Annotated in this window: 16 protein-coding genes; 1 reads left to right on the top strand and 15 read right to left on the bottom strand. The window is 64.6% G+C overall.

The window, feature by feature from the left end; translation table 11 throughout:
• Nucleotides 1–8 precede the first annotated feature (8 nt).
• The 11 genes from FHR27_RS20365 to FHR27_RS20315 all read right to left on the bottom strand — a co-directional run bounded on the left by FHR27_RS20365 (nucleotide 9) and on the right by FHR27_RS20315 (nucleotide 12,583).
• A complete protein-coding gene (locus FHR27_RS20365) occupies nucleotides 9–767 on the bottom strand; it encodes a hypothetical protein (RefSeq protein ID WP_156152775.1) in 759 nt (252 codons plus the stop codon).
• Between the two features lie 45 nt (nucleotides 768–812).
• Complete coding sequence (locus tag FHR27_RS20360) at nucleotides 813–2,129, bottom strand: MFS transporter (protein WP_179539399.1); 1,317 nt, start codon at nucleotides 2,127–2,129, stop codon at nucleotides 813–815.
• 430 nt (nucleotides 2,130–2,559) lie between these two features.
• Entirely contained in the window at nucleotides 2,560–4,140 is a 1,581-nt protein-coding gene (locus FHR27_RS20355; protein ID WP_179539398.1) for an aldehyde dehydrogenase (NADP(+)), read from the bottom strand.
• 316 nt (nucleotides 4,141–4,456) lie between these two features.
• On the bottom strand, nucleotides 4,457–5,404 hold the full coding sequence (locus FHR27_RS20350; RefSeq protein WP_179539397.1) for a dihydrodipicolinate synthase family protein: 948 nt from the start codon (nucleotides 5,402–5,404) through the stop codon (nucleotides 4,457–4,459).
• Between the two features lie 356 nt (nucleotides 5,405–5,760).
• Complete coding sequence (locus FHR27_RS20345) at nucleotides 5,761–6,798, bottom strand: trans-3-hydroxy-L-proline dehydratase (RefSeq protein WP_042555883.1); 1,038 nt, start codon at nucleotides 6,796–6,798, stop codon at nucleotides 5,761–5,763.
• Between the two features lie 13 nt (nucleotides 6,799–6,811).
• Nucleotides 6,812–7,534, bottom strand: coding sequence for an amino acid ABC transporter ATP-binding protein (locus FHR27_RS20340; protein ID WP_042555884.1), 723 nt, complete (start codon nucleotides 7,532–7,534; stop codon nucleotides 6,812–6,814).
• Entirely contained in the window at nucleotides 7,527–8,177 is a 651-nt protein-coding gene (locus FHR27_RS20335; protein WP_042555885.1) for an amino acid ABC transporter permease, read from the bottom strand. Before FHR27_RS20335 ends, FHR27_RS20340 begins: the two co-directional genes overlap by 8 nt.
• 12 nt (nucleotides 8,178–8,189) lie before the next feature.
• A complete protein-coding gene (locus FHR27_RS20330) occupies nucleotides 8,190–8,855 on the bottom strand; it encodes an amino acid ABC transporter permease (protein WP_042555886.1) in 666 nt (221 codons plus the stop codon).
• Nucleotides 8,848–10,659, bottom strand: a complete 1,812-nt coding sequence (gene lhpI / locus FHR27_RS20325; protein ID WP_257026959.1) for a cis-3-hydroxy-L-proline dehydratase — start codon at nucleotides 10,657–10,659, stop codon at nucleotides 8,848–8,850. The genes FHR27_RS20330 and lhpI overlap by 8 nt, the downstream gene beginning before the upstream one ends.
• A gap of 136 nt (nucleotides 10,660–10,795) precedes the next feature.
• A complete protein-coding gene (locus tag FHR27_RS20320; protein WP_042555888.1) occupies nucleotides 10,796–11,614 on the bottom strand; it encodes an ABC transporter substrate-binding protein in 819 nt (272 codons plus the stop codon).
• Between the two features lie 219 nt (nucleotides 11,615–11,833).
• Entirely contained in the window at nucleotides 11,834–12,583 is a 750-nt protein-coding gene (locus FHR27_RS20315) for an AraC family transcriptional regulator (protein ID WP_042555889.1), read from the bottom strand.
• Between the two features lie 211 nt (nucleotides 12,584–12,794).
• Here FHR27_RS20315 and FHR27_RS20310 point away from each other — a divergent pair, with 211 nt between their 5' ends.
• Nucleotides 12,795–15,212, top strand: a complete 2,418-nt coding sequence (locus FHR27_RS20310; RefSeq protein ID WP_042555890.1) for a glucose/quinate/shikimate family membrane-bound PQQ-dependent dehydrogenase — start codon at nucleotides 12,795–12,797, stop codon at nucleotides 15,210–15,212.
• A 925-nt stretch (nucleotides 15,213–16,137) separates the two neighbouring features.
• Here FHR27_RS20310 and FHR27_RS20305 read toward each other — a convergent pair.
• Genes FHR27_RS20305 through FHR27_RS26990 form a run of 4 tightly spaced genes read right to left on the bottom strand, consistent with a single transcriptional unit; the run spans nucleotide 16,138 to nucleotide 19,820 of the window.
• Nucleotides 16,138–17,400, bottom strand: coding sequence for an NAD(P)/FAD-dependent oxidoreductase (locus FHR27_RS20305; RefSeq protein WP_179539396.1), 1,263 nt, complete (start codon nucleotides 17,398–17,400; stop codon nucleotides 16,138–16,140).
• Nucleotides 17,397–17,633 (bottom strand): 2Fe-2S iron-sulfur cluster-binding protein, encoded by a 237-nt coding sequence (locus FHR27_RS20300; RefSeq protein ID WP_042555892.1) that lies wholly within the window; start codon nucleotides 17,631–17,633, stop codon nucleotides 17,397–17,399. The genes FHR27_RS20305 and FHR27_RS20300 overlap by 4 nt, the downstream gene beginning before the upstream one ends.
• Nucleotides 17,626–18,750, bottom strand: coding sequence for an NAD(P)/FAD-dependent oxidoreductase (locus FHR27_RS20295; RefSeq protein WP_179539395.1), 1,125 nt, complete (start codon nucleotides 18,748–18,750; stop codon nucleotides 17,626–17,628). The genes FHR27_RS20300 and FHR27_RS20295 overlap by 8 nt, the downstream gene beginning before the upstream one ends.
• Nucleotides 18,747–19,820: a proline racemase family protein gene (locus FHR27_RS26990; RefSeq protein WP_042555894.1), complete on the bottom strand. Its 1,074-nt coding sequence runs from the start codon at nucleotides 19,818–19,820 to the stop codon at nucleotides 18,747–18,749. The genes FHR27_RS20295 and FHR27_RS26990 overlap by 4 nt, the downstream gene beginning before the upstream one ends.
• Between the last annotated feature and the right edge of the window lie 3 nt (nucleotides 19,821–19,823).

The raw sequence follows: 19,823 nt of genomic DNA, 5'->3' as shown, positions 1-19,823 counted from the left end.
TCACCCGGTCATTCGGTGTAGCGCAGCACCAGCAGCTCGCGGTTCTCGATACTGTCCGCGAACAGTGCCCGAACCTGCGCCCCATTGTCCTCGCGGGCATACAGGCGGCTCAGCAGATCGAGCAGGCTGGCGGTCTGCGCCTGATCCAGGGCCCGTGAGCGACGAAAGGCGATGAGGCTGGCGCCGATGCCGAACAGGGCATAGCCGTAGTGGTTTTCCAGATGCTCGGCCAGGCGGAAATTCTCCTGAGGCGACAGGTCGCTGGAAAAGTAGCCATTGGCGAAGCCGTAGATGGCCTCGCAGGCGCGCTGTACGGGAATCCGCAGCAGATAGCATTCATCATCAAGCACCGAGACCAGGTCGGTATTGGCAGCCACCAGGTCGGCGAGGCTGTCTTCATCCACACGCAGATCCTTGGCGAACAGGTCGTCGAAGGAGGTTTCCTGCATCGTGCGTTCAAACCCCTGGCGACGGATGTGCAGTCGCTGCTGCAGCGACAGGTCGTCCCGTGGATAGCCATCTTCCAGCCAGCTCGCGGCGATCCCCGCCTCCTGCAGCCAGTCGCCGCTGTCCAGATCATGGCGGTTGCTCGCATGCATCGCGGTGTAGAGCGCTTGACCCAGGTCATCCAGGGTGAACAGATGGCGATGTCCGTCGGGCACATCGTCATAGGCGCTCAGTAGCTCTTCCAGCGAGGCCGGCTGGTGCAGCCGGAAGCATTGGCCGAGCAGGCGGCCGTCGGGTTCATGTACGGGATCGAGTCGCATGGGGGCACCCATTGGAACGAGGAGGGCGCCCATCATAACGCTGCCTTACGACATCGGGTCTTCCAGCGAACGCTTCGACGACTCCGGTAGCGACAGGCCGCCTACCAGAGCCAGCAGGGCGATGGCGATCAGGTAGAAGGCCGGCGACATGCGGTTGCCGGTCACCTCGATCAGCCAGGTGGCGACCAGTGGTGCGGTGCCGCCGAACACCGTGTAGGCCAGGTTGTAGGTGAAGGCCGAGGCGGTGTAACGCACGCGGGTGGGGAATTGTTCGGAGAGCAGCACGGCGGTTACCACCCCGCAGATCACCGCGCCGACGGCCAGCAGCATGGCGCCGAGGGCCGAGGCCAGCAGGCTGCCCGAGGCAGCCAGGGTGAAGGCCGGATAGACCGCGACGATCAATGCCACGCCAGCGGTGAGGATGGTTCGGCGGCGGCCCACGCGATCCGAATAGCGGCCCACGAAGGGGCACAGCAAGGTGGCGAACAGCAGTGCCATGAGGCTGGCGAGCAGTGCCGTGGGCCTCGCCGCGCCGCCGACCACCTGCATGTAGGTGGTCAGGTAGGTGGTGAACATGTAGAACGACAGCGCCGTGGCGGAGATGAAGGCTGACAGGCACAGCACGGTGGCGCCGTGCTCACGCAAGGTTTCGCGCAGTGGCGAGTGCTCCGGGTGCGCTTGCGCGGCCAGGGCCTGGAATGCGGGCGATTCATCCAGGCGCAGGCGCATGTACAAACCCACCAGGCCCAGCGGTGCGGCGATCAGGAAGGGTACGCGCCAGCCCCAGGCCTGCATCTGCGTTTCGTCCAGCCACAGGCCCAGGCCGAACACCAGGCCCGCCGCACAGGCGAAGGCCGCGAAGGTGGAGACGGGTACGAAGCTGCCATAACGGGCCTTCTGTTCGGTTGGCGCGTGCTCCATGACGAAGGCGCAGGCGCCCGCGTACTCGCCGCCCGCAGAGAAGCCCTGCAGGCAGCGCGCCAGGGCCAGCAGCAGCGGCGCGACCAGGCCGATGCTGGCATAGGTGGGCAGTAGGCCGATCAGGGTGGTGGCGCCGGCCATCAGCAGCACGGTGATCGACAGCACGCGCTTGCGGCCGATGCGGTCTCCCAGGATGCCGAACACGATGCCGCCCAGCGGGCGCAGTGCGAACGACACGGCGAATACCGCGAAGGTCTGCAGCAACGCCAGGGCCGGATCACCCTGAGGGAAGAACAGCGCGGCGATGGTGACGGCCAGGAAGCCGTAGACGGCGAAGTCGAACCATTCGACGAAGTTGCCGATGGCCGAGGCGGCGATCACCTTGCGCAGAATGCCAAGATCGACGTGCGTCGCCTGTTGTGGATAAGTGGTCACGCTCATGGCTGCCTCCGCGCAGTTGCTCCAACATGCGAACGCGCCTGGCCCGGGCCTTTGCGTCCATCTGTGGATAACTTACGTGGCTCGCCCGCCGTGGCGGGATTCGAGTGCGACCTGGGGGTAGTCGTGAGCGACAGGGTTTTCGCGCAAGCGCCTCGAGGCTGGCAGTTGACTGCGCGCACGGCGCGATCGCTGGTGGATAAGCTTCGCGTTATCCACCCTACGAGTTGATCGGTGCGCATCGCACGTTCGTGGGAGCGGGCCATGCCCGCTCCCACAGTAGATCCGCGCAAATGCCCTCTGCCATAGCCCGGTTCGAGCGCGGCGGCACACGGGTACAACGCCAATCCACCATCCACAAAAAAGCCGACCCTGAGGTCGGCTTTCTCTTTACGGCGCAGAGCGGGCCGGCGCCGGAGCGCCGAGCCGTTTCTTACAGCGCGTCGCGGCTGCTGGCGCCATCGACCAGACGGGCGATGCCCAGCGGGTTGGTGTTCTTCAGGGCGTCGGGCAGCAGCGCATCCGGGCAGTTCTGGTAGCAAACCGGGCGCAGGAAGCGATCGATGGCCAGGGTGCCGACCGACGTACCACGGGCGTCGGAAGTCGCCGGGTACGGGCCGCCGTGGACCATGGAGTCGCAGACTTCCACGCCAGTCGGGTAGCCGTTGAACAGCACGCGGCCGACTTTCTGCTCGAGCAGCGCGAACAGCTCTTCGCTACCGGCCAGATCGCCCGGCTCGGTGAGCAGGGTGGCGGTCAGCTGACCATGCAGGCCATTGATGGCCGCCAGCAGCTCGGCTTTGTCAGCCACTTCGACGACGATGGTGGTCGGACCGAAGACTTCTTCCTGCAGCAGCTCGTCGCCGTTCAGCAGCAGGCTGACGTCGGCCTTGAACAGTTGCGGGCGAGCCTGGTTGCCTTCCTGCTTGGCACCGGTCAGGTGCGTGATGCCGGAATGTGCGTTGAGCGCTTCCAGGCCTTTCACGTAGCTCTTCAGGGTGCCGGCGTTGAGCATGGTCTGCGGCTGCTGCTCGGCCATCTTGGCGGTGAAGCTTTCCAGGAAGGCGCTGAACTCAGGCGAACGAACACCGATCACCAGGCCAGGGTTGGTGCAGAACTGACCGCAGCCCATGACCACCGAACCTGCCAGCTCGCCAGCGATCTTCTCGCCACGGGCCTTGATGGCTTCCGGCAGCAGGATGACCGGGTTGATGCTGCTCATCTCGGCGAACACCGGGATCGGTTGCGGGCGCGCTGCAGCCATGTCGCACAGGGCGCGACCGCCTTTCAGCGAACCGGTGAAGCCAACGGCCTGGATGGCCGGGTGCTTGACCAGAGTCTCACCGACGCCGCTGCCGTAGATCATGTTGAACACGCCCTTCGGCGCGCCGGTTTTCTCGGCAGCGCGCAGGATGGCTTCGCCCACGAATGCAGCGGTAGCCATGTGGCCGCTGTGGGCCTTGAATACCACCGGGCAGCCAGCGGCCAGCGCGGAAGCGGTGTCACCGCCAGCGGTGGAGAAGGCCAGCGGGAAGTTGCTGGCGCCGAACACGGCAACCGGGCCGAGGCCGATGCGGTACTGGCGCAGATCCGGGCGCGGTAGCGGCTGGCGATCCGGCAGGGCGCGGTCGATACGCGCGCCGTAGAAATCGCCGCGACGCAGCACTTTGGCGAACAGGCGCATCTGGCCGCTGGTACGGCCACGCTCGCCCTGGATCCGGGCGGTCGGCAGGGCGGTTTCGCGGGTAACGGTGGCAACGAAGTCGTCACCCAGGGCATCCAGCTCGTCGGCGATGGCGTCGAGGAAATCGGCGCGCTTGGCCGCGGACAGGCTGCGGTAAGCGGGGTAGGCGGCAGCGGCGGCTTTGGCAGCGGCATCGACTTCTTCAGGAGTGGCCTGGATGAAGTCGTAGGAAAGGGCTTCGCCAGTGGTGGCGTCGTGACTCTTGTGGACTACGGAGCCGGCTGCGCTGTACGCGCCGCCGATGATGTTGTGGCCGATGGTAGCGGGCATTGTTAGCTCCTGTTGGTGACGTATGAACACGTACGGAAAGGCTTTGATTGTACGATGTCTGATAAGTTGCGCAAGTCTGCCATGTCTGTGCACTGCACCGAGTCGCTCAATTCCGGTATCGCGATCGGAGGCGCAGGCGTTGGCAGGGCGTCAAACTCGGCAGTGTCAGGGCCTGACCGGTGAACGGTAAAGACGCGCGAACGGGATAGCGGCTGCCGGCAGGCAAACGAATCTGTTCGGCGAAATCGGCAAGCGGTCGATGGACACGAGCCCGCTCGGCCGGATGCGCTGGAGGCACCCGGCCGACTTGCAGCGATCAGGCGGCGTTGTTTTCGGCCGACCAGTTGGCGTACCACTGGCGGAACAGCCTGTACTGCGTCTCCGCATAGTTACGCTGGGCGTCGCTGAGGGCATCGGTTTCGTAGAAGTGCAGGGCGTATTCCTGGTCGCCGCCCAGTACCATCAGGTGCTTGTAGTAGAGAACCAGGTCGGTGCCTTCGTCGAAGGACGACAGCACGTTCAGCGCCTCGGACAGCTCCAGGGCAAGGCGGCGGGCAACGGCGTCGCCCTTGGCGGCCTTCTTGCTCAGCTCGACCAGTTGCAGCACTTCGCGCGGCAGGGCGTTGCCGATACCGGTGATGGCGCCAGTCGCGCCGCAATTGACGAAGCCGTGCACCACCTGGGTGTCGACGCCGGCCATGAGAATCACGTCCTCATCCTGCGAGGTGATGTGCTCGGCGGCGTAGCGCATGTCGGCGGCGCCGCCGAATTCCTTGAAGCCGATCAGGTTGGCGTACCTGCGACGCAGCTTGAAGAACAGCTCGGCGCGGGTCGCGAAGCCGTAGTACGGGCTGTTGTAGATCACCGCCGGAAGCTCTGGCGCGGCTTCGAGAATGGCGGCGAAGTGCGCTTCCTGAGCGGCCGGTGAAGCGCCACGGGACAACACGCGCGGGATGACCATCAGGCCGTGGGCGCCAACCTTGGCGGCGTGGGCGGCGTGGGAAACCGCCTCGCGGCTGTTCACCGCACCGGTGCCGACGATGGTCGGGATGCCGGCAGCGACCAGGCGTGCCACCCCTTCCTGGCGCTGGGCTTCGGTGAGCAACGGCCAGTCGCCCATGGAACCGCAGTAGACCACCGCGCTCATGCCGGTCTCGATCAGCTGCTTGCCCTTGCGCACCAGGGCGTCGAAGTCCGGCTTGCGGTCGGCGGTGCAGGGGGTCATCAGGGCGGGAATGGTGCCGGTGAAGATGTTGCTGCTCATGGTGTTGCCTCCTGGGCAGGGTAAAAGTATTTCGTATACGAAAGCAGATGGCCGTAGCAGGCCGTCCGTTTTCCGTTGTTGGGCATGGCGCCCGGTTCGTTGCGCCGGCGAACCGGCAGTTTCAAGTTTTCAACAGGTCTTGGAGCCTGTTCACGATCTTTGTTTACCTGAAGCGGCAGCTACAAGGCAGAAGCGTCCTTCGCTGGTCCATTGTGGGAACGGGCCATGCCCGTGATTTTTCGCGGGCATGGCCCGCTCCCACAGATACTGCGCCGATGGACGCTTTCGCCACTGAGCTGCCAAAATCGACGAGCCTGGGCTGAAAAAATCATGAACAGGTTCTCATGAACGGGTCCTTACAGCTTCAGCTCCACCGGCCAGGTATCCGACAGGCGATAGCCCGTTGGCCAGGGATCGCTCGGGTCGAGCAGGTGCTGGTGAGTGCCGGTGATCCACGCCCGGCCGGATAGGCAGGGGTAGATCGCCGCACGGCCGGCCACGTCGGTCAGCGAGTCGATGCGGCAGTGAAATTCGGAACCGATGATCGAGCGACCGATGAAGCGTTCGCCCACCGCCAGCTGACCTTTGGCATGCAGCACCGCCATGCGTGCCGAGCACCCGGTGCCGCAGGGTGAGCGGTCGATCTTGCCGGGGCGGATGACCACCGCATTGGCGCCCGTGGCGATGCCGTTCTCGTGAACCACCGGAGCGGCGATCTGGCAGAAGGAGATATGGCTCCAGTCCGGGTTCAGCGGATGCTGGAAGCCGAGCTGCTCGTTGGCGGCCTTGGTGATGCGCAGGCCCACGGCGACCAGATCGGCTGCTTCATCGGCCTGGATGGCAAACCCCAGGTGGCGCGCATCGGCGATGACGAAGCTGTCGCCGCCGTAGGCGGTATCGACCTGCAGCGAACCCAGGCCTTCGACCTCGATCCAGGCGTCGAGCTTGTCGGCGAACGAGGGTACGTTCTTCACTTCGACCCGCTCGGCCTTGCCGTCGCGACAGTCGGCGATCACTTCCACCAGGCCGCCTGGCGCTTCCAGGGTCAAGAAGGTCTGCGGCTCGGTCATCGGCAGGATGCCGCTGTCGAGCAGCACGGTGGCCACGCACAGCGAGTTGGAGCCGGACATCGGCGGCACATCGGCCGGCTCCATGATGATCCAGCCCATCTGCGCCTTGGGGTTCTTCGCCGGCACCAGCAGGTTGACGTGACGGAACACGCCACCGCGCGGTTCGTTGAGCACGAAGTTACGCAGGAAGTCGTCCTGTTCGATCCAGCGCGACTGCTGCCACAGGGTATCGCCAGGTGGTGGCGCGACGCCGCCGACGATGACGTCGCCGACCTCACCTTCGGCATGGCAGCTGACCACATGAATGACTTTGCTGGAGCGCACGGGGCAGTCCTCTTTAGTGAACCGACTTGAGGAAGTCGGCGGTTTCCGGTCGTTGCGGGTTGCCGAGCACCTGCTCGGGCGCGCCGATCTCGTGCACCAGGCCGTTGCGGAAGAACGCCACACGGTCGGACACGTCTCGGGCGAAGCGAATCTCGTGGGTCACCAGCACCATGGTCATGCCGTCTTCGGCGAGCATGCGCATGGTGTCGAGCACTTCACCGACCAGCTGCGGGTCGAGGGCGCTGGTGGCCTCGTCGAACAGCATGTAGTCGGGGCTCATGGCCAGGGCGCGGGCGATCGCCATGCGCTGCTGCTGGCCGCCGGACAGTTTGCCGGGGAACACCTTGAGCTTCTCGCCCAGGCCCACGTGGGTCAGTTGCTGCACGGCGATGGCCTCGGCTTCCTGCTTGCTCAGGCCGAGTACCTTGCGCGGCGCCAGCATGACGTTTTCCAGCACCGTGAGGTGCGGGAAGGCGTTCCACTGCTGGAACACGATGCCGATCTTCTGCCGCAGCTTGTTGATGTCGGTGCCCGGGGCGTGCACTTCGGTGCCGTCGACGCGGATGCTGCCGCTCTTGATCGACTCCAGGCCGTTGATGCACATCAGCAGGGTCGATTTGCCGGAGCCGGAGCCGCCGATGATCGATACCACTTCACCCTTGTTCACGGTCAGGCTGACGCCCTTGATCACTTCGAGGTCGCCGAAGGATTTGTATACGTTGTCGATCTCAATCATTTTCCTGCCACCTTCTTTCCAGACGGGCGCCCAGTTGGGCGACCACCAGGCTCATGACGTAGTAGATGAGGCCGGCGATGCACAGCACCAGCAGCGGCTCCTGAATGCGTGTAACGATGGTTTGCGAAGCGCGCAGCAGCTCGACGATGCCGATCCACATGACCAGCGCGGTGTCCTTCATCACGCTGAGCACCAGGTTCAGCCAGCCGGGGAAGGCCACCCGCGTGGCCATCGGCAGGACGATGTAGCGCAGGTCCTGCACATAGCTCATGCCCAGCGAGCGGCTGGCGCGGCGCAGGGTGAACGGCACCGACAGCACACCGGCCCGCACGATCTCGGTGAAGTAGGCGGCGGCGTAGATGCCCAGCACGATGCAGCCCACCGCGAAGGCACTGATATCGATGCCGGCGATGCTCTTGAACGAGTTGAACAGCACGAACTGGATGAGCAGTGGCACGCTGCGAAACACGTCGAGTACCCAGGCCAGCGGCAGGGTGGCGCGGGGCAGCAGGGCACGCAACAGACCGAACAGCAGGCCGGCGAAGGAGCCCAGCAGGATGGCCCAGAAGGTCAGCTGCAGGGTGACCCAGGCACCGTCGAGCAGGTAGAGGAAATCGTTCCAGGTGAAGCTGGTATCGAACATGTGCGTGCTTCCTCAGTAACGGAACAGGCGCCAGGCCAGCAGCCGGGCAACCGCTACGATCGCCTTGGCGATCAGGTAATACAGCACCGCCGCGATGGCGAAGAACTCGAAGGTGCGGAAGGTCTTGACGTTGTAGTCCTGGGTGACGCCGGTAAGGTCGTTGTTGAGGCCGACGATCACCCCCAGCGAGGTCATCAGCACGGCCCAGACCATCTGGTTGGTCAGTGGGTAGAAGACGATGCGCAGCAGCTGCGGCACGACGATCATCCGATAGGCCTGAAAGGCGCTCATGCCCAGCGAGCGGGCAGCACGCACCTGAGTGTCGGGTACCGCCTTGAGGCCACCACGGAAGTTTTCCGCCAGGTAGCCGGCGTTGTTGAAGGTGATGCCGGCCAGCAGGGCGACCCAGGAGCTGACGTGCCAGCCCATCGAGCCCAGGCCGAAGTACAGGATGTAGATCTGGAACAGCGACGGCGTGTTGCGCGCGATGGATACCCAGCCATTGGCGAAGCCGCGGGCCACGGGGTTCTTCAGCTCACGCATCACCGTCAGGGCGAGGGCGATGAACACGCCGAAGATCATCGACAGGGCGGCCGTTTCGAAGGTCACCCAGGCGCCGGCGAGCATGTCGGGCAGAGCCTTGAATGCCTGGCGCCAATGGAAGGTGTAATCAAACATGCGTGGGGTTCTCCACAGGGGAAGCCGGTTGCAGCCAGCGCGGCAGACGGCCGCTGGCCTGGCCCGAACAGGCGGCGTCGACGCACTCGGCCAAGCTGGCGAAGTGCACCGAACGGCCGACCAGCCCGGGCGCGTAATGGGCGTATTTGCCCGAGTTGGTCATCAGGGTGCGGCAACGGGTCGGCACCACCGGCTCGCCGAGCATGCACCAGCAGGTGTCGGTCACCAGCGTCGCACCGAATGCTTCCAGCACGCTCAGGTAGCCGGCCGCGCGGGCCTGCTCAAGAATCGCTCGACCGCAGGTGATCACCAGGCTTACCTGAGCACTCTTGCTGCGGCCCGCGCACAGGTGCGCGAGGTGGGCGAATTCGCTGAGCGAGAAGTGCGGATTACCGAGCGCGATCAGGCCTACCTCGGCTTCATCAGCGCTGTTGAGTTCGTCCCAGCTGCGCCGTAGATCGGCGAGGGTGACCGGCTCGGTGGGCGTCGATTCGGCGCTGTGGATAACGTTCTCCGGGTGCCTGGCTTCCGGCGTCACCCCGGCGATATGGAACAGTGGTGCTGCCGAGCTGGTGGCGAAGGCGGCGCCAAAGGCCTTGAGATCGTCCAGGCTCGGCTGAGCCTGTTCCAGGCCGCGTACCAGCGGAATGCCGCTGCCGCAGAGCAGGCCGACGTGGTAGCCGAGCAGCGGGTAGAAGGCATCGTCCAGCTCGGCGAGCTCTGGCAGTTGTATCTGCAGGCTGGCCATGCGGTGCTCGTCGAGGTGACAGCCGACCCTGGGCGCACGGCCGGTGAGGGCGATGCAGATATCCAGGTAATCGGGATATTTGAGGGTGCGTGCCCCAAGCACGCTGTTGGCGTAGACCACCGCATTGGATTCCGCCCAGACGATCTGCTCGCCTCTGGCGGGTGCGCTGTCCAGCAGGTAGGGCGCACAGGTGAAACTGAGCTGGGCGCCCATGGCCATGTAGGCGTCACCGAGTGCACTGGCTGGTTCGCCGAATGCGGCGTCGATGCCCAGTGCACGCCAGCGACGCTGGTCCACGGAGATTGAATTGAGGGTGGTGGGAACCCTTACCTTGGCCTCCCAGGCCACCAGTTGCTCGGCGAAGCGCAGGCTGGCCGGGCCGGTATAGATGCAACCGTCGATATGCGCCTGGGTGACATCCAGCAATTCGCTGGCGCCCTGCAGTTCGGCCATGCGCAGCACCAACTGCATGGCCACCTGTGCCGCCTTGCCATGGCTGCCATCTAGCAGGGCACGGTCGCTTTCGCTCAATTGCAGGGCGCTGGCGAACAGCGGCTGCTGATGTATCGAAGCCACACCTGTCGGCCGCGCATCGGCAGGGGGTTGTGGATAAAGGTGCAGCCGTTCTCCATCGAGTCGGGCGTAAGCCTGGCCGCGCAAGCGGGTGAAGGCTTCATGGCCGATGCACAGCACGGCGATGGAGCGCTGGAACAGCAGTTCGGCCACCAGCACACCCAGGGTAAGGATCTCGTCGGCCTCGGCCAGCACCAGCGCGGTAGGGGCATGCTCGCCACTGAGCAGCTCCATCATCACGCTGCTGCCGGTGCAGGAGCCGCGACCACTGGGAATCGCCAGTACGCGGCCCGCCAGGTTCTCGCCACTGAGCGGGTGGTGACGGTCGATCACCTCGCCCGTGAACGGGTCGACGCCGCCCCAGAAACTCAGGCCCATCTCGGCGAACAGCAACTCACCCTCGGCGCACCCGGCGACCAGGCTGCGGCCCTGAATGGCGCAGGCTGGCATGTGGGGCGAGGGATGGTCAGCGACTGTTGGCATCGATGGCTCCAGGCGTGAATGAAAAGCCCGGCGCCATGGGGCGCGCGAGCATGAAATCGTGGGTGTTGCTGGTCGGGTGGGGCGGGCCGCGCGGGTCAGGCGCTGCGCCTCGACCCACCCTAGGAATGGCCGTTGATCAGTAGTACACGCCCGGCACGGTCAGGTTGGCCGGCTTGATTTCGTCGCCGACCCACTTCTTCCACAGCTCGTCGTAACGGCCGCTGCGCACCTGCTGGTTGACGAACAGGTTGAGGTAGTTGATCAGGCCGTACTCGTCACGCTTGGCCGCCAGGGACACGTAGTCGACGACGTAGGGCGCATCGCCGACCACTTTCAGGCCCTTGTACTTGCCGGACTTGAGGGTGGCGGCGGCCACGGTGTTGGTCACTACGGTGGCAGCGATATGGCCCTGGGCGACGGCGAGGATGGTGTCGTTCTGCGACTGGTAGGCGCGGAATGTACCGTCGCCCCACGCCTTCACGTCCTTCTCGAGAGCGATGGCTTCGTAGGTGCCGCTGGTGTTACCCACAGGCTTGCCCTTGAGGTCGGCATAGCTGTTGATGCCGGTGTCGTCGCGGGTCAGCACGACCATCTGGAAGGCGAAGTAGGGCACGGTCAGGCCAACGGTCTTGGCACGCTCCAGGGTGTCGGAGGTGGAGGCTACGATCACGTCGGCGCGGCCGGAAACCAGCGCCGGGATGCGATCCGGGAACGGTGTCTCCACCACTTCGGCATCGACGCCGAGCACTTTCGCCAGGTCATTGCAGTAGTCGACGTCGAAGCCGACCGGCTGGTTCTTGTCGTCACGCGAGCCCATGGGTGGGAAATCCAGGGTCACCGCGCAGCGCAGCTTGCCGGATTCGATGATCGAGTCGAGCTTGTCGGCGTGTGCGGTGCCGATCAGTGTGGTGCTGAGTACTGCGCTGAGGGCTACGGCAAAAGCGGGGTTCTTCATAGGGGCCTCGAAACTGTGCAGACGCTGGTTATAGGAAATTTCGTATACGATATTTGATATGCAATGGCTGTGCCTGTTCTTTGGCTCGTCGCTGAGCGGCCCACGGGCCGAGGGATTGGCGGAAAATAGAGGGGAGGGTGCGGCGTTCAGTGCAGGCGGGGTGTTACATAAGGGAGCGATGTGTAGCGTCGAGCGCCCCGTTTCGGAACAGCGCCGGTATCAGTCCCTGTGCGAGTCCCGGAACTGGCTGGGTGTCAGCCCGGTCAGCGACCTGAACTGGCGGCTGAAGGCGCTGTGATCGGTGTAACCGCAGCGCAGGGCGATCTCGGTGATCGGCAGGTCCTGCAGCAGCAGGCGGCTGGCCTCACCGAGGCGTGCCTTGTGGATCATCTGCCGCGGAGTGAGCTGGAAGATGCGCTTGCAGTGGCGCTCCAGCTGCGCCACCGACAGGCCTGCCAGGCCGGTGAGCTCGGCCAGGCTGATCGGCCGGGCGAAATGCTCGCGGATATGGGCGTCCACCGCCGCCAGTTTCGGGTAGGCCGGGTGGCTCGATTGCGGCAGTTGCACATCCCGGGAAATACCCGCCACGCCGATGATCTCGCCCGCGTGGTTACGCAGTGCCAGTTTGTGGGTAAGGCACCAGACGGGCTGATTGCCGTAATAGAGATGCAGCTCCAACTGGTCGGCGAGTTGGCTGCCGTCCTTGAGTACCCGGCGATCCTGCGCCGTGTAGGAGGGGCCGAAGCTGGCCGGGAACACCTGTTCGGCGGTCATCCCGAGCAGCCTGGCCTTGCTCTTGAAGCCCAGCCGCTGCGTCAGCGTCTGGTTCACCAGCGCGTAGCGGGCTTGGCTGTCCTTGATGAAAAACACCACCTCGGGCAGGGCGTCGAGCAGCGGCTCGATCTGCCGCAGGCTGGTGATCAGCGCAGGCAAATCTTGATGTAGGGCGGTGGGCAGCAGAGTTTGCATGGCGGGTGGCGGCTGATCAGGTGGCGCTGAGCCTACCGCGTCGGATTGACGCAGGAAAATGTACCGTTTGGTTAATTTTCGGGTGCGACGCGTCCCGTTTCGGTGCACACTGGTACGCATACCAATTATTACAAACAGTATTGGCGACTATCCTCAGGGGTGGTGGCGTCGATGCTGTGTTTCTGTGTTCGTGACAAAACAGGATAAAACGATGAATGAGGGTAAAGGTGCCCAGCGCGGCACGCGTGCACTATTGCTGATCGTCGGCGTCTTGATCGCCCTGGTCGGCCTTGCCTTGCTGGGCGGTGGTGGTTATCTGGCCAGTCTCGGCGGCAGCTTGTACTTCCTGAGCATGGGCCTGGCCGTGCTGGCCAGTGGTGTGCTGATCGCCGCTCGCAAGCCCACCGGCGCCTGGCTGTTCGCCCTGGCGCTGCTCGGTACCGTGATCTGGGCGCTGGTCGATGTCGGCCTGGTGTTCTGGCCATTGTTCTCTCGCCTGTTCACCTTTGGCGTGATGGGCCTGGTCGTCGCGCTGATCTACCCGACCCTGAAGAAAGCGGCAGGCGCACGCGGCGGGCGTGGTGCCTACGGGTTGGCAGCCGTACTGGCGGTGGCGCTGATCGCCAGCTTCAGCGGTACCTTCCTGGCTCACCCCACCGTCGCGGCGAACGGCGATGGCCCGGCCGTGAAGCCGGTCGACCCGACCCAGGCCCAGAAGAACTGGGAACACTACGGCAACACCGCTGGCGGTAGCCGTTTCGCCGCCCTGGATCAGATCACCCGTGCCAACGTGAAGGACCTGCAGGTCGCCTGGACGTATCACACCGGTGACGTGGCGGAGAGCAATGGTAATGGCGCCGAGGATCAGCTCACTCCGCTGCAGGTGGGTGACAAGGTGTTCATCTGCACCCCACACAACAACATCATCGCCCTCGACGCCGATACCGGCAGCGAGCTGTGGCGTAACGACATCAACGCTCAGGCTTCGGTCTGGCAGCGTTGCCGTGGCCTGGCCTACTTCGACGCCGATGCACCGCTGCAGCAGCCTGATGCTGCGGGTGCCGTCGCGGTGCCGACCGTGGCTATCGCCGAAGGCGCCAATTGCCGTCGTCGTCTGCTGACCAACACCATCGACGCCCGCCTGATCGCCGTAGACGCCGACACCGGCGCGCTCTGCGAAGGCTTCGGCGAGAATGGCCAGGTCGACCTCAAGGCCGGTCTGGGTGCTGCGCCGGATCCCCACTACCAGCTCACCTCGCCGCCACTGCTGGCCGGTACCACCGTCGTGGTGGGCGGGCGTGTGGCCGACAACGTGCAGACCGACATGCCTGGCGGTGTGATTCGTGGCTTCGATGTGGTCACTGGCGCCATGCGCTGGGCGTTCGATCCGGGCAATCCTGAGGAGCGTCAGGCCCCGGCCGACGGCCAGACCTACGTGCGCAGCACGCCGAACTCCTGGGCGCCGATGTCCTACGATCCGGCCATGAACACCGTATTCCTGCCCATGGGCAGCCCGTCCACCGACCTGTACGGTGCCGAGCGTACCGAGCTGAACCACAAGTACGGCGCCTCGATCCTCGCCCTGGACGCCACCACCGGTGCGGAAAAGTGGGTCTACCAGACCGTGCACAACGATCTCTGGGATTTCGACCTGCCGATGCAGCCCAGCCTGATCGATTTCCCCAAGGCTGATGGCAGCAAGGTGCCTGCGGTGGTGATCGGTACCAAGGCCGGGCAGATATTCGTGCTCGATCGTGCTACCGGTCAGCCGCTGACCGAAGTGGCGGAAGTGGCGGTCAAGGCGGCAGACATCAAAGGGGAGCAATACGCGCTCAAACAACCCCTGTCGGTGGGCATGCCGCAGATCGGCGCGCAGACCCTGACCGAGTCGGATATGTGGGGCGCCACACCGTTCGACCAGATGCTCTGCCGCATCGCCTTCAAGCAGATGCGCTACGAGGGGTTGTACACCGCACCGGGCACCGACGTGTCGCTGAGCTTTCCCGGCTCACTGGGTGGGATGAACTGGGGTGGCCTGTCCACCGACCCGGTCAATGACTACATCTTCGTCAACGACATGCGTCTTGGCCTGTGGGTGCAGATGATTCCGGCGCAGAATCGCGGTCCGGCCTCGTCCGGTGGCGAAGCCGTCAATACCGGTATGGGCGCGGTGCCGCTCAAGGGCACGCCTTATGCGGTCAACAAGAACCGCTTCCTGTCGCTGGCTGGCATTCCCTGCCAGGCGCCGCCGTTCGGCACGCTGACCGCCATCGACATGAAGACCCAGCAGATCGCCTGGCAGGTACCGGTCGGTACCGTGGAAGACACCGGTCCGCTGGGCATCAAGATGCGCCTGCCGATGCCGGTGGGCATGCCGACCCTGGGCGGTTCCCTGGCCACGCAGTCTGGCCTGGTGTTCTTCGCCGGTACGCAGGACTACTACCTGCGCGCGTTCGATAGCGGCACTGGCAAGGAAGTCTGGAAACAGCGCCTGCCGGTAGGCAGCCAGGGCACGCCGATGACCTACGTGTCGCCGAAGACCGGCAAGCAGTTCATCGTGGTAACGGCCGGTGGCGCCCGTCAGTCGCCGGACCGCGGTGACTACGTGATCGCCTACGCGCTGCCGTAAGCTCACCTGCACGCTAACGAAGGCCGCATCGCCCGGAAGGGGATGCGGCCTTTTTCATGCCTGTGATTCGAGTGACCGAAAGCCTGAGGCATTCGCCTCAAAGCAGGGACATGAGAGTTACCCACATTGCTTGGTGCCCCGCCTCCCTGCAATGCGATGGCGGCTCCCAATAGAATCGCGTGAGTACTCCGCAATCTGTAGGAGCCCGCTTGCGGGCGATGCTGTGGTGGCCATAAGTAGATGCGCGTTATGGCCATCAATCGCTGGCAAGGGCTAGGCGCCCCGGCTCCTACGATAAGACCTGAGTTATCCACAAGACGCAGAGATGCGGCCCAGCGGCAATTCCTGGGGTACTTGGATTAGGAAAGGGAACTGGCCATAGCATGGAAGGGAAACAAGGCTGAGCGCCAGAAAGCAGAAAGGGGAGCCGAGGCTCCCCTAAATCTTGTTCGAATCATCGTTCTTATTAGTGCTACCGGCCTTTTGTTCTTGTTTTTAGCCGCGGCCCCCAATGGGGGCCAAGAGCGAACGGATTTGTTTGGACGCTGATGTTGCCGTGATCCTGAGATCCAACCCGTCTGTCGCTGCCTTGCAAAGCAGTTTTATTGTTCTCGACCCGGTTGCGGTACAAGCCCGAGGGCGGTCCTCTCCAAAGAAATCAGTTAGCTGCGTCTCTGCGATTTTGTCTTTCTTATGCTAGAGCCGTTGTCTTGTTCTTGTTATCAGATGTGTCTTGTTATTTTTGTTGTGCGGAACATAGAGCATATCCTGTGCCAATTTTAGAATATCTATATTTTTCAATTACTTAGTGTTTTCAGGTTTTTTCGGCTCGGGTTTTCGCTACAGAAAGCGTTACCGCACTACCCGGTTTGTTACCGTTTGATGGAGCGCTGGAACACCTTTTCGAAAATGAGATTCATTGCCACTATTGGTGGCTCTGGAATGGGCCTTCCAGCTGCATCAGCGTATCGATTCGGGTCGGTCCGAACGGTGGGCGGGGCGCCCCTGGCTGCCAGCCGAACAGGTATTGCGTGGCTGCACCGCATACCCGGCCCTGGCAGGCCCCCATTCCGCAGCGGGTCGCCAGTTTCGCTTCGCGCCAGTTGCCGTGCCTGGCGACGGCGGCGTAGGGCACGTCCTCGCAGCGGCACAGCAGGGTATCCGGCTCGGCCAGGCGTTTTAGTGCCGGGTCGAGGGCGAATCGCGTGTTCAGCTCATCGGCAAAGCGCTGCCAGCGTGCGCGCCCTTTCCAGAGGCGTTGCGCTGCCCCGCGGTTACCGGCGGCGGCATGGCCGGCGATGCGGCCTTCGACCAAGGCCAGTTCGCTGCCGCCGAAGCCGGTGCATTCCCCCGCGGCATAGATGCCGGCCACATCGGTGGCCTGCCAGGCATCCACCTTGATGGCGTGGTTATCCAGCGTGCAGCCAAGGGCCTGCCCCAATTGCCCATTGGGAATCAGGCCGAAACCGCAGGCCAGGCGCTCGCACTCCAGCTCTTCGATCTTGTCGCCGCGCTGCAGGCGTACGCCTTCCAGGCGATGCTGGCCCAACGCGGCGACGATCCGAGTGCCAGAGCGGTAACCGCCGTCGAACAGGCTGAAGGATTGCAACAGCTTTCGCGGCCAGCGCGGCAGTTGTAGGGCGAAGGCGGCGACCGAGCCGGCTGATGCCTGCTCGGCGATGCGCAGCACCCGGGCACCGTTGTGTTTCGCCGTACCCGCGCTGGCCAGCAACAGCGGGCCGCTGCCGGCGATCACGATGCGTTCATCGGCTACTGGCAAGCCGCCCTTGATCAGCGCCTGCAGGCCACCGGCACCGGTAACACCGGGCAATGTCCAGCCGGGAAACGGCAGTAACAACTCTCGCGCCCCGGTACACAGGATCAGCTTGCGGTAGGCGATCACCCAGCCGCGCTGGGAGTCTTCTACCAGCAGCCCATGGCTGCCTGACCGTGCCACCACACGAGTGGCGGCGTGGCGCTGGATATTGCTGTGCGTATCCACCGCATCGCGCAGGCGGCGTGCCTGGATTGGGATGCTTGCCTGAGCGCCGTCCCGCCAGATCTGTCCGCCCGGCAACGGGTTGTCGTCGAGCAGCACCACCTGGGCGCCATCGTTGGCCGCGGCCAGCGCTGCGGACATGCCCGCCGGGCCAGCGCCGATGATCAGTACGTCAGTCTGTTCGCTCATGGCCGCGTCTCCACGTGCATGCCATCGCGGCACAGGGTCTGGCAGGCCAGTCGGCGCAGGCCGTCGATGGTTACCCGACATTCCTGGCAGACGCCCATGCCGCAGAGGGGAGCGCGGCGCTGGCCGCTGACCGAGGTGCGCGTGCTGCCATCACCGGCCAGCGCCAGGGCTGCGGCGACCGTGGTGCCCGGCGCTACGCTGAGCGGGCGGCCATCGAGATGCAGGTCAGGCATGCGCGGGGTCTCCAGCTTGGCTCAGGTAACGTCGCGGCGAATATGCCGCGGCAGGGATTGGCTCGGCCTCGTTGAACAGCAGTGCAGCGAGCAGATCGGCGGTACCCGGCGCGGCGGTAACACCCAGCCCTTCGTGGCCGACCGCCAGCCACAGGCCGGGCTGTGCAGGGTGTTCGCCAATCAGCGGCATGCCGTCCGGGGTGGCGGCACGAAAGCCCGCCCAGGCGCGAATGCCATTGAGTTGCGCCAGGCCTGGCGCATAGCTCGCGGCATGCTTGAGCATGCGGGCCAGCAACCAGCCCTCGACCTCGGGGTCCAGCGTATCGAACTGCCTGGAGGTGCCGATGAACAGCTGGCCCGTCGGCCGCGGCTGGATGTTGCAGGCCACCGAGGCGCCGCTGCTGTTGTGCACGCTGGTCAGGTAGCTCAGCTCGGTGATGGTGTGAGTGACCGGATGCGGGTAGCGATCGGTGATCAGCAGATGGCCTTTCTTCGGCGCGATGGGCAACTCCGGGCACAATTCCACGGCCTGTATGCCATTGGCGAGCACCACGGCATCGGCGCTCAGCCAGCTGCCGTCTTCGAGGCGTACACGGTTGCCGTCCAGCTCCGTGACCTTGGCGCGGCGTTGTGTGATACCGGGAGCGTCGAGCATCCAGCGGGCGGTGTTCGGTGCATAGAGAATACCGTCGTCGGGTAGGCGCAGGGCGCCGTGCAGACCGTCGCGCAGGATCGGCTCCATCCCCTGCAGGGCGTGGCCGGGCACCATTTCGCAGCGTATTCCCTCGGCACGCAGGTTGACGCTCTTGGTTTCCGCCGCCGCCAGCTCCTGTTCGTTGGCGGCCAGCCACAGCGTGCCGTTGTTGCGATAGGCGCAGTCGTCCGGCAACTGGGGACCGAGCTCGCGCCAGCGGCGCACCGAGTAGCGGCTGATGTCGAGTTCGGCCTGGTTGTCGTCGAGTACCAGCAAGTGCCCCATGCCCGCGGCGGTGGCTCCATGCAGACCGGCATCGATCACCAGCACCTGCTGGCCGCGGCGGGCCAGTTCGCGGGCGCAGGCGGCGCCGATGATGCCAGCGCCGATGACGATCACATCAGCGACCCGCGTCGGGTTCACGGGCGGATGCCCCAGGCGAACGGGTCGTCCTGTTCGAGCAGCAGGGTCGCCTCGGCGCTGATATTGGCGCGACCACGAATGGTCGGAATCACTTTGTCGCCCTGCCATTCGAACGAGCCATCGAACAGGCTGCCGATCACGCTGGCCTGGCGCCAGATCTCGCCGGGTTGCAGCTTGCCATCGGCGGCCAGGCAGGCCAGCTTGGCACTGGTGCCGGTGCCGCAGGGCGAGCGGTCGTAAGCCTTGCCAGGGCAGAGCACGAAATTCCTGCTGTCGGCTCGCAGCGAAGCTGCTGCGCTCGATGATGCTGCGTTGGGAACTGGCGAAAAATGCTCATTTACAGCCAGTAAACTGCGCTTTTTCGCCAGCTCCCGCCTTGCCTCCTCATCGCTCGCGACGCTTGGCTGCGAGCCTTCGGCTTGTTCATCTTCTGCAAACAACTCGATGTGGTCGATAAGGCCGCCGTCCTCGCCACGAACGCCCTGGTCCTCGAGCGCCTTCTGCACCGCGTAGGTATACGCGGTCAGGGCTTCGACGTTGTCTCCCGCGATGCGCTGGCCGTGGTCGGCGATCAGGAAGAACCAGTTACCGCCCCAGGCGATATCGCCCTGCACCGAGCCATAGCCCGGCACCTGCAGTTCGACGGCCTGACGGTAACGGTAGGACGGCACGTTGCGCACGCTGACCGAGCGATCTTCATGCAGGGTCGCCTCGACCGTGCCCACCGGGGTTTCGATCTTGTGCACGCCGGCGCCGATGCGCCCCATGTGCGCCAGCGATACCACCAGGCCGATGGTGCCGTGCCCGCACATGCCGAGGTAGCCGGTGTTGTTGAAGAAGATCACTCCGGCACAGGCGCTAGGGTCGACCGGCTCGCAGAGCAGGGCGCCGACCAGCACGTCATTGCCGCGTGGCTCGAGAATGCAGGCGGCACGCCAGGCATCGTGCTCGCTGGCCAGCAGCTGTTTGCGCTCGGCCATGCTGCCCTTGCCGAGATCAGGAAAGCCGCTGACCACCAGACGGGTCGGCTCGCCGCCGGTATGGGAGTCGATCACTTCGATGCGTTTCATGGG

This window comes from Pseudomonas flavescens (genome assembly GCF_013408425.1).
Lineage (GTDB): Bacteria > Pseudomonadota > Gammaproteobacteria > Pseudomonadales > Pseudomonadaceae > Aquipseudomonas > Aquipseudomonas fulva_A.
This window is presented reverse-complemented; position numbering and strand designations above follow the sequence as displayed.